This window comes from Streptomyces torulosus (genome assembly GCF_001419765.1).
GTDB lineage: Bacteria > Actinomycetota > Actinomycetes > Streptomycetales > Streptomycetaceae > Streptomyces > Streptomyces torulosus.
Window position 1 is genome coordinate 1 of sequence record NZ_LIRK01000175.1, and the last position, 7,239, is coordinate 7,239.

Genomic DNA, 7,239 nt, shown 5'->3' on the forward strand with positions numbered 1-7,239 from the left:
CACCTCGCGGCGTTGTCGCATGACCCGAGTACATCCAGTACGCGGGTCATGCTCCGCCTTGCGAGGCACCGCACCGGACGCCGCGAGCTTTCCGGCAAACCTTTCCGGCCACAGCACTAGGCAAGGAGAGCAATGGAGCGGGAAGGAGGGGCGGACGGGACTCGGCCGGGTCAGCGTGTCGGGGTCCGGGCGTAGACGCTCTCGGCCCAGTCGGCGATCTGGTCCTCCGGGAGATGCCGGGCGATGTCGGCCTCGCTGATCATGCCGACGAGGCGCTTGTTGTGGATCACCGGAAGCCGTCGGATCTGGTGCTCCTTCATCTCTTCGAGCACCTCGCTGATGTCGGCGTCGGCGTCGATCCAGCGCGGTGTGCCCTTCGCCAGGTCGCCCGCCGTGACGCGGGACGGGTCGTGTCCCATGGCGACACAGCCCACCACGATGTCGCGGTCGGTGAGGATGCCGCAGAGGCGTTCGTTCTCGTCGCTGATGGGGAGCGCCCCCACGTTCAGCTGGCGCATCAGCTGGGCGGCGCGGTCCAGGGTCTCGTGGGCGGGGATCCACTGGGCGCCCCGGTGCATGATGTCTCCGGCGGTGGTCATGCGGTACCTCCTGAAGCCGGGCGGCCGGCGCGGCGCGGGAGGCGCCGCTGGTACCGACGCGGCGCGGACGGCACCGCTGGTCCCGGCGCTGCTCATTCTCACCGCGCCCGGCCGCGGTCGCACCCGGAGGAAGACGCCGCGGCGGGAGTCGGCTCACGGTTGATCGCTCTCCCGTGCTGCCTCGGCAGAGGGGTGGGGCGGTCGGTCGAGCCGGCGGTCGGCCGTCAGCCGCCCCAGGCCGGATGCCGTGGGTCGTCGGCGCGGACCAGGACATCGGCCGTGGTGGCCGGGTCCACCTCGGTCTCGTAGCGCTGGAAGGCGGACAGGGTCCAGTGCTCGCTCTGCGGGGTGCGGCGGCGCAGGGCGCCCGGGGAGAGGAGGACGTGGACGGTGAGGTCGAAGGGGAACCAGTCCTTCAGAAGGAGGGGACCGTGCAGCAACAGCAGGGCGTCGGACGGGAGTTGCACGTAGGGGCTGCGGGTCGCTCGGTCCGTGTCCGGATCCCAGAGGTCGGGCAGGACACGACCCGTGCCGCCGGGTTCGAGCGGACCGAAGACTTCACGCCACAAGGCAGCCGTGTCGAACCAGCCGTTGTAGTACGCCTCCACGTCCTGGTGTCCGTACTCGAAGCGGAGCGACGCCGGCCGGAGGAAGCCCTCGGTTCCCACGACGAGCGAGGACCGGCCGCGTACGCGCAGCGCGTCCGACACCCGCGCCGCGAGGTCGCCCGGGCGGGCGGCGGGGGCGCCGTCGAAGGCGATGCGCGGCCACGGGGAACCGTCGTCCGGCTTCAGGTCGAGGAGACGGTCGGCGAGGAGATCGCCGAGCCGCTCCCAGGTGATCGCTTCGAGTCGCACACGCTCCATGATGCCGCGCCCCGCGCACCCCGCCCGAGCCGGCCGCGGGACCGGCCCACCCGCCACGTGACCATGCGGTCGGCAGGGGGAATGAACCGCGTATGGCAGCGCTGGCTACTCCCCCACCCCGTACCGGACTTGTCGTCGTGCAGGCACTCAGGAAGAAGCGCTGCGCCGAGTGCCGGGGCGGGCCGGTGGCGCTACTCGCGCCGGAGAACGGGGCGCCGCGCTGCCTCGACTGCGCTGACCTGGGGCATCTGGTGTTCCTGCCGCGCGGCGACACCGCGCTCACCCGACGGGCCAGGGAGGAGAGTTCGCTGTCGGCGGTGGTCGTGCGGTTCAACCGGCGCAAGAGCCGGTACGAGCGGCAGGGCGTCCTGGTCGAGGAGGTGGCGCTCGCCCGCGCGGAGGAGCGGTGCCTGGCCGACGCCGAGGCACGAAGGCGCCGCCGGGTACGGGACGCACGGCGGCGGGCCGCGGAGGACGTGCGGTTCACGGACGCGTTCGCGGCGGAGATACGGCGGCTGTTCCCCGCGTGTCCGGCCGAGCGGGCACGGGAGATCGCCGCCCATGCCTCCGTGCGCGGCAGCGGACGCGTCGGGCGCAGCGCGGCGGGGCGGGCCCTGTCGGAGATGGCGGTGACCTCGGCGGTCATCGCGTCCGTACGGCACGTGGACACGCCGTACGACCGCTTCCTGATGAACGGGGTTGCACGCCACGAGGCCCGGCGCCGCATCGCGGGAGCCGTCGAGACGAGGCTGCGGGAGTGGCGGGGTACGGGGTGAATGTCCCGTGCGGCCCCACCTTGGACGTTCGCTGATGGGGGTGCGCTTCTCGGCCATGGTGACGCTGTCCGTGCGGGCGTTCACTTGTGGTGACGGCGAGGGCCGGGGCAGGCTCTTCGGAATCGGGGGAACGACGTGGGAGCGCACATGATCGACGGGCCGTACTTCGTGTTGGTGGTGCTGGGGCTGCTCGGTACCGCGGTCGTGGCGGGCGTGTTCTGCGGGTTCTCGACCTTCGTGATGAAGGGACTGGCCTCGTTGCCGCCGGCGCAGGGGGCCGCCGCGATGCAGGCGATCAACATCAGTGCCGTGACACCGGCGTTCATGCTCGTCTTCGTGGGGACGGCGGTGCTGTGCGCCGTGCTGGCGGTGGTGACGTTCGTGCTGTGGCCGGACGAGGGGACGGTCGCGTTGCTGCTGGGCAGCGCGCTGTATCTGGTCGGCTGCTTCGGCGTGACGATGGTGGCGAACGTCCCGCGCAACGACACCCTGGCCACGCTGGACCCGGGCACGCGGGAGGCGGCCGCCTACTGGCAGCGTTATGTGAGCGAGTGGACGAGGTGGAACCACGTGAGGACGGCCGCCTCGGTCGGCGCGGCGCTCTGCTATCTGCTCGCCCTCGCCTGAGGCATACGCGCCGGGCGCGTCGTATCGTGGCGGGAGACGAGTGCCGCCCGAAGACGGACGACCCTCACAGCGCCCCGAGTCCGCCGGCGTACGGCCGTGCCCGTACGCGCATGCGATACGTGAGGGAGACGGCGATGGCCGATCCCAAGGGTTTCATGACCACCCCGCGCGAGGAGTGGCCCCGTCGGCCCGTGCGGGAACGGGTGCGGGATTGGAACGAGGTGTACGTTCCGGGTGCGCTGCTGCCGATCATCAGCAAGCAGGCCGACCGCTGTATGGACTGCGGTATCCCGTTCTGCCACGACGCGTGTCCGTTGGGGAATCTCATCCCCGAGTGGAACGACCTCGTCTCGCGGGAGGACTGGCGGGCGGCCAGCGACCGGCTGCACGCGACGAACAACTTCCCCGAGTTCACGGGGCGGTTGTGCCCCGCCCCCTGCGAGGCGGGCTGCGTGCTGGCGATCAACCAGCCCGCGGTGACCATCAAGAACGTCGAGGTGGCGATCGCCGACCGCGCCTGGGAGGACGGTTTCACTCCACCCCGACCGCCGGACCGGTTGACCGGGAAGACGGTGGCCGTCATCGGGTCCGGGCCCACGGGTCTGGCGGCCGCTCAGCAGCTGACCCGGGCGGGGCACACGGTCGCCGTGTACGAACGGGCGGACCGGGTCGGGGGTCTGCTGCGGTACGGGATCCCGGCGTTCAAGATGGAGAAACGGCATCTGGACCGGCGGCTGGAACAGATGCGGGCGGAGGGCACGAAGTTCCGTACGTCGACGAGCGTCGGCGAGGACATCGGGGCCGCCGAGCTGCGGGCCAGGTACGACGCCGTGGTGATCGCGACGGGTGCCACGGCGTGGCGTGAACTGGACGTCCCGGGGCGGGAGTTGGCCGGGATCCATCAGGCGATGGAGTATCTGCCGTTGGCCGACCGGGTCTGCGAGGGGGATCTGGAGGTCTCGCCGCTGTCGGCGGCGGGCAAGCATGTGGTGATCGTCGGGGGCGGTGACACGGGGGCGGACTGTCTGGGCACGGCGGTGCGGGAGGGGGCCGCGTCGGTGACCCAGCTGGACATCTATCCCCTGCCGGAGGCGGAGCGGGACGAGGACGTCGAGCCATGGCCGACGTATCCGAAGATCTACCGGCTCTCGGCGGCGCACGAGGAGGCGCGCGATCTGCGCACCGCGCCGGCCGCGGACGCGGACGCGCGGCTGTTCGCGGCGTCCACGCTCCGCTTCAGGGGGGACGAGGCAGGTCATGTGCGCGGGCTGCACCTGATCGAGGTGGACGAACGGCGCCGACCGCGGCCGGGCACCGGGCGGACCCTCCCCGCCGACCTCGTCCTGCTCGCCCTCGGCTTCTCCGGCCCCGACCGCCACGACGGGCTGATCGACCAGTTGGGGCTGGCGGTCGAACCGCGGGGCACGATCGCCCGCGGGCCGGACTTCGAGACCAACGTGCCCGGCGTGTACGCGGCCGGGGACGCCGCCCGGGGGCAGTCCCTCATCGTCTGGGCGATCGCCGAGGGTCGGGCGGTGGCCGCCGCGGTGGACCGCCGACTCACCGGCACGGAGCGACTGCCGACGCCGATAGGCCCGTACGACCGACCGATGACGGCGTGACGCGGGCGGCTCCGCACGGCCGCTGCCGGCTCCAAGCGTTGGTCGGTGCCCGCCGGCTCTAGTTGTGCTGTGGCCGGAAAGGTTTGCCGGAAAGCTCGCGGGTGCCGTGCCGGGCGTCGTGAGCCGGTGAACCTTTCCGGTCACAGCGCTAGCGTTCGTCCGTGCCCGCCATCTTTCCCGTCGCCAGGGCGATCCGGTTCCACGTGTTGATGGTGAGGATCAGGGACAGGACGCGGGCCAGTTCGGTGTCGTCGAAATGGGCGGCGGCCTGGGCGTAGACGTCGTCGGGGACGCCTCGGTCGGCGACGAGGGTGACCGCCTCGGTGAGGGCGAGGGCCGCCTGCTCGCGCGGGGTGAAGAAATGCCGGGCCTCGCGCCACACCGGGACCATGTGGAGGCGGTCCTCGCTCTCGCCGGCCTTGCGGGCGTCGTTGGTGTGCATGTGCAGGCAGTAGGCGCAGTGGTTGAGGTGGGAGGCGCGGATCTGGATCAGTTCGACGAGGGCGGGGTCGAGGCCCTCGCGGGCCGCCGCGTCGAAGCCGATGAGCGCGCGGAAGACGGGCCGGGCCGCCTTGGCGAAGTCGATGCGGCGGGGCTGGGGCGCGGTGCTCGCCGGCGCGTCCGTGATCGCGTTCGCCGTCGCGTCCAGGCCCGCGCCGGTGACCGTGTTTGTGCTCGTGTTCGTGCTCGTGTTCGTCGTCATGACCATGAATCTATGGGCCGGAAAGACCTGCCGTAGGGTGCATTTCCATGGAGGATTCGTGGGTCAATTCCGCGGAGCGGATCGGTGCCGATCTGCATCTGGAGCTGTCCGCCGCCGGGGGCCGGCGCGCCGCGCTCATCCGGGCCCTGCGGGACGCGGTTCGCGGCGGACGGCTGGCGCCAGGCACCCGGTTGCCGCCGTACCGCTCGCTCGCGGCGGATCTCGGGGTCGCGCGGAACACGGTCGCCGACGCGTACGCGGAGCTCGTCGCTGAGGGGTGGCTGACGGCGCGGCAGGGCTCGGGCACCCGGGTCGCGGAGCGGGCGGCACCGCTGAACGCGTCCGCGCGCGTCCCGAAGAAGGTGCCCGCACGCGCGCGTGGGCCACGGCACGATCTGCGGCAGGGCACTCCGGACGCGTCGTCGTTCCCGCGGGCGGCCTGGGCGGCGTCGTACCGCAGGGCGCTGGCAAAGGCGCCCAACGACGCGTTCGGGCCCGGTGATCCGGCGGGCCGGATCGAGCTGCGCGAGGCGCTCGCCGAGTATCTGGCACGCGCGCGTGGGGTGCGCACCGAGCCCTCACGGATCGTGATCTGTTCGGGCTTCGCCCACGCCCTGCGGCTGCTCTTCCACAGCGACGTCAGCGGTCCGGGGCACGGGCGGGTGCTGCGGGGCCCGCTGGCCGTCGAGTCGTACGGCCTCGGTTTCCACCGGGAACTGCTGACCGCGGCGTCCGTACGGACCGTTCCGCTGCCGCTGGACGAGGACGGGGCGCGGGTCGACGGACTGGACCGGGAGCGGGCCGTGCTGCTCACGCCCGCGCACCAGTTCCCGACCGGCGGGCCGCTGCATCCGTCCCGCAGGGCCGCCGTCGTCGACTGGGCACGCGCGCGTGGCGGGGTGGTGCTGGAGGACGACTACGACGGGGAGTTCCGCTACGACCGCAAGCCCGTCGGCGCCGTGCAGGGGTTGGATCCCGAGCGGGTCGTGCACATCGGTTCGGTCAGCAAGAGCCTGTCGCCGGCGTTGCGGCTGGGCTGGATGGTGCTGCCGGAGCGGTACGTCGACGCCACGCTGGAGGCGAAGGGGGAGCGGGAGGCGTGGGCGAGCGCCCCGGACCAGCTGGCGCTGGCGGACTTCATCGTCTCGGGGTCGTACGACCGTCATGTGCGGCGGATGCGGCAGCGGTACCGGGCGCGGCGCGACCGGCTGGTGGCCGCCCTCGCCGCGCAGGCGCCGCACATCGAGGTCACCGGGATCGCGGCCGGGCTGCACGCGGTGCTGCGGCTGCCGCCGGGCACCGAGCGGTCCGTGGTGCGGGCGGCGACCTGGCAGGGCATCGCGCTCGACGGGCTGGCCGAGTTCCGGCATCCGCGGGCGACCGGCGGGGACGCGCCGGACGGCCTGGTCGTGGGGTACGCGACGCCCCCAGAACATGCGTACGCGGCGGCGGTGGAGGCGCTGTGCGGGGTGCTGCCACCGGAGTGAACGCTCCGGCCGCGCGCCCCGGCGCCCAGCCCCTCTCAATGGAGACAGGGGGCACGGAGCCACGGAGGCACATCACGAGGGCACATGACGCCCATTCGACAAGAAATCAACTCCAGTGGGACCATGGCCTCAGGAGGTACGGCACCGCTGCCGGCACCGCATGACAACTCGGCGGTGACCTGCCCCCATCCTTCGTTCCGTCGTCAGGCGTAGGGCCCCTCCCGCGCGTCCCCCCTGTTGACGGCAGGTCCTGGAGGGTGTTGATGACGACGCTCGACGAACGTCCGGGAGACCACGGAGAAGGCGCGCACGGCGGGCGACCGCCCCGGAGTGACGGCACGTCCGACGGCACCCCCGCATCCCGCACATCGGCATCCGGCACATCGGCGTCCGGCTCCCACGTCGTCGCCCTGACCCAGCCGACGGCCTCGCTGCGCCCGCTCACCGGCTCCAAGGCGGCCCACCTCGCACGAGCGGCCCGCGCGGGGCTCCCGGTGCTGCCCGGCTTCGTGCTCCCGCCCGGCTTCGACGTGTCAGCGGGGCCGTCGGCCCGCCACGG

7 protein-coding genes and 1 pseudogene are annotated in these 7,239 nt (G+C 72.6%); 5 read left to right on the plus strand and 3 right to left on the minus strand.

Going from position 1 to position 7,239, the window contains the following annotated elements:
• Positions 1–170: 170 nt before the first annotated feature.
• Positions 171–599: a CBS domain-containing protein gene (locus AOK23_RS12530; protein ID WP_055712794.1), complete on the minus strand. Its 429-nt coding sequence runs from the start codon at positions 597–599 to the stop codon at positions 171–173.
• Positions 600–823: 224 nt separating this feature from the next.
• Complete coding sequence (locus AOK23_RS12535; protein ID WP_206336186.1) at positions 824–1,465, minus strand: nucleoside/nucleotide kinase family protein; 642 nt, start codon at positions 1,463–1,465, stop codon at positions 824–826.
• Between the two features lie 92 nt (positions 1,466–1,557).
• Here AOK23_RS12535 and AOK23_RS12540 point away from each other — a divergent pair, with 92 nt between their 5' ends.
• The 3 genes from AOK23_RS12540 (at position 1,558) to AOK23_RS12550 (ending at position 4,490) form a co-directional block, all read left to right on the plus strand.
• Complete coding sequence (locus AOK23_RS12540; protein WP_055712796.1) at positions 1,558–2,241, plus strand: DUF2293 domain-containing protein; 684 nt, start codon at positions 1,558–1,560, stop codon at positions 2,239–2,241.
• Between the two features lie 147 nt (positions 2,242–2,388).
• Positions 2,389–2,868, plus strand: coding sequence for an anthrone oxygenase family protein (locus AOK23_RS12545; RefSeq protein ID WP_055712797.1), 480 nt, complete (start codon positions 2,389–2,391; stop codon positions 2,866–2,868).
• Between the two features lie 134 nt (positions 2,869–3,002).
• Positions 3,003–4,490, plus strand: a complete 1,488-nt coding sequence (locus AOK23_RS12550; RefSeq protein ID WP_055712798.1) for a glutamate synthase subunit beta — start codon at positions 3,003–3,005, stop codon at positions 4,488–4,490.
• A gap of 148 nt (positions 4,491–4,638) precedes the next feature.
• Here AOK23_RS12550 and AOK23_RS12555 read toward each other — a convergent pair whose 3' ends face one another.
• Positions 4,639–5,199: a carboxymuconolactone decarboxylase family protein gene (locus AOK23_RS12555; protein ID WP_055712799.1), complete on the minus strand. Its 561-nt coding sequence runs from the start codon at positions 5,197–5,199 to the stop codon at positions 4,639–4,641.
• Between the two features lie 41 nt (positions 5,200–5,240).
• Here AOK23_RS12555 and pdxR point away from each other — a divergent pair, with 41 nt between their 5' ends.
• A complete protein-coding gene (pdxR, locus tag AOK23_RS12560; RefSeq protein ID WP_055712800.1) occupies positions 5,241–6,680 on the plus strand; it encodes a MocR-like pyridoxine biosynthesis transcription factor PdxR in 1,440 nt (479 codons plus the stop codon).
• Positions 6,681–6,943: 263 nt separating this feature from the next.
• Positions 6,944–7,239, plus strand: a pseudogene (locus tag AOK23_RS12565) (hypothetical protein); the annotation flags it as partial.

Excerpts from the sequence above, each read along its gene's own strand:
- AOK23_RS12530 (WP_055712794.1), bottom strand. The coding sequence starts at position 599 with ATGACCACCGCCGGAGACATCATGCACCGGGGCGCCCAGTGGATCCCC.
- AOK23_RS12535 (WP_206336186.1), bottom strand. The coding sequence starts at position 1,465 with ATGGAGCGTGTGCGACTCGAAGCGATCACCTGGGAGCGGCTCGGCGAT.
- AOK23_RS12540 (WP_055712796.1), top strand. The coding sequence starts at position 1,558 with ATGGCAGCGCTGGCTACTCCCCCACCCCGTACCGGACTTGTCGTCGTG.
- AOK23_RS12545 (WP_055712797.1), top strand. The coding sequence starts at position 2,389 with ATGATCGACGGGCCGTACTTCGTGTTGGTGGTGCTGGGGCTGCTCGGT.
- AOK23_RS12550 (WP_055712798.1), top strand. The coding sequence starts at position 3,003 with ATGGCCGATCCCAAGGGTTTCATGACCACCCCGCGCGAGGAGTGGCCC.
- AOK23_RS12555 (WP_055712799.1), bottom strand. The coding sequence starts at position 5,199 with ATGGTCATGACGACGAACACGAGCACGAACACGAGCACAAACACGGTC.
- pdxR (WP_055712800.1), top strand. The coding sequence starts at position 5,241 with ATGGAGGATTCGTGGGTCAATTCCGCGGAGCGGATCGGTGCCGATCTG.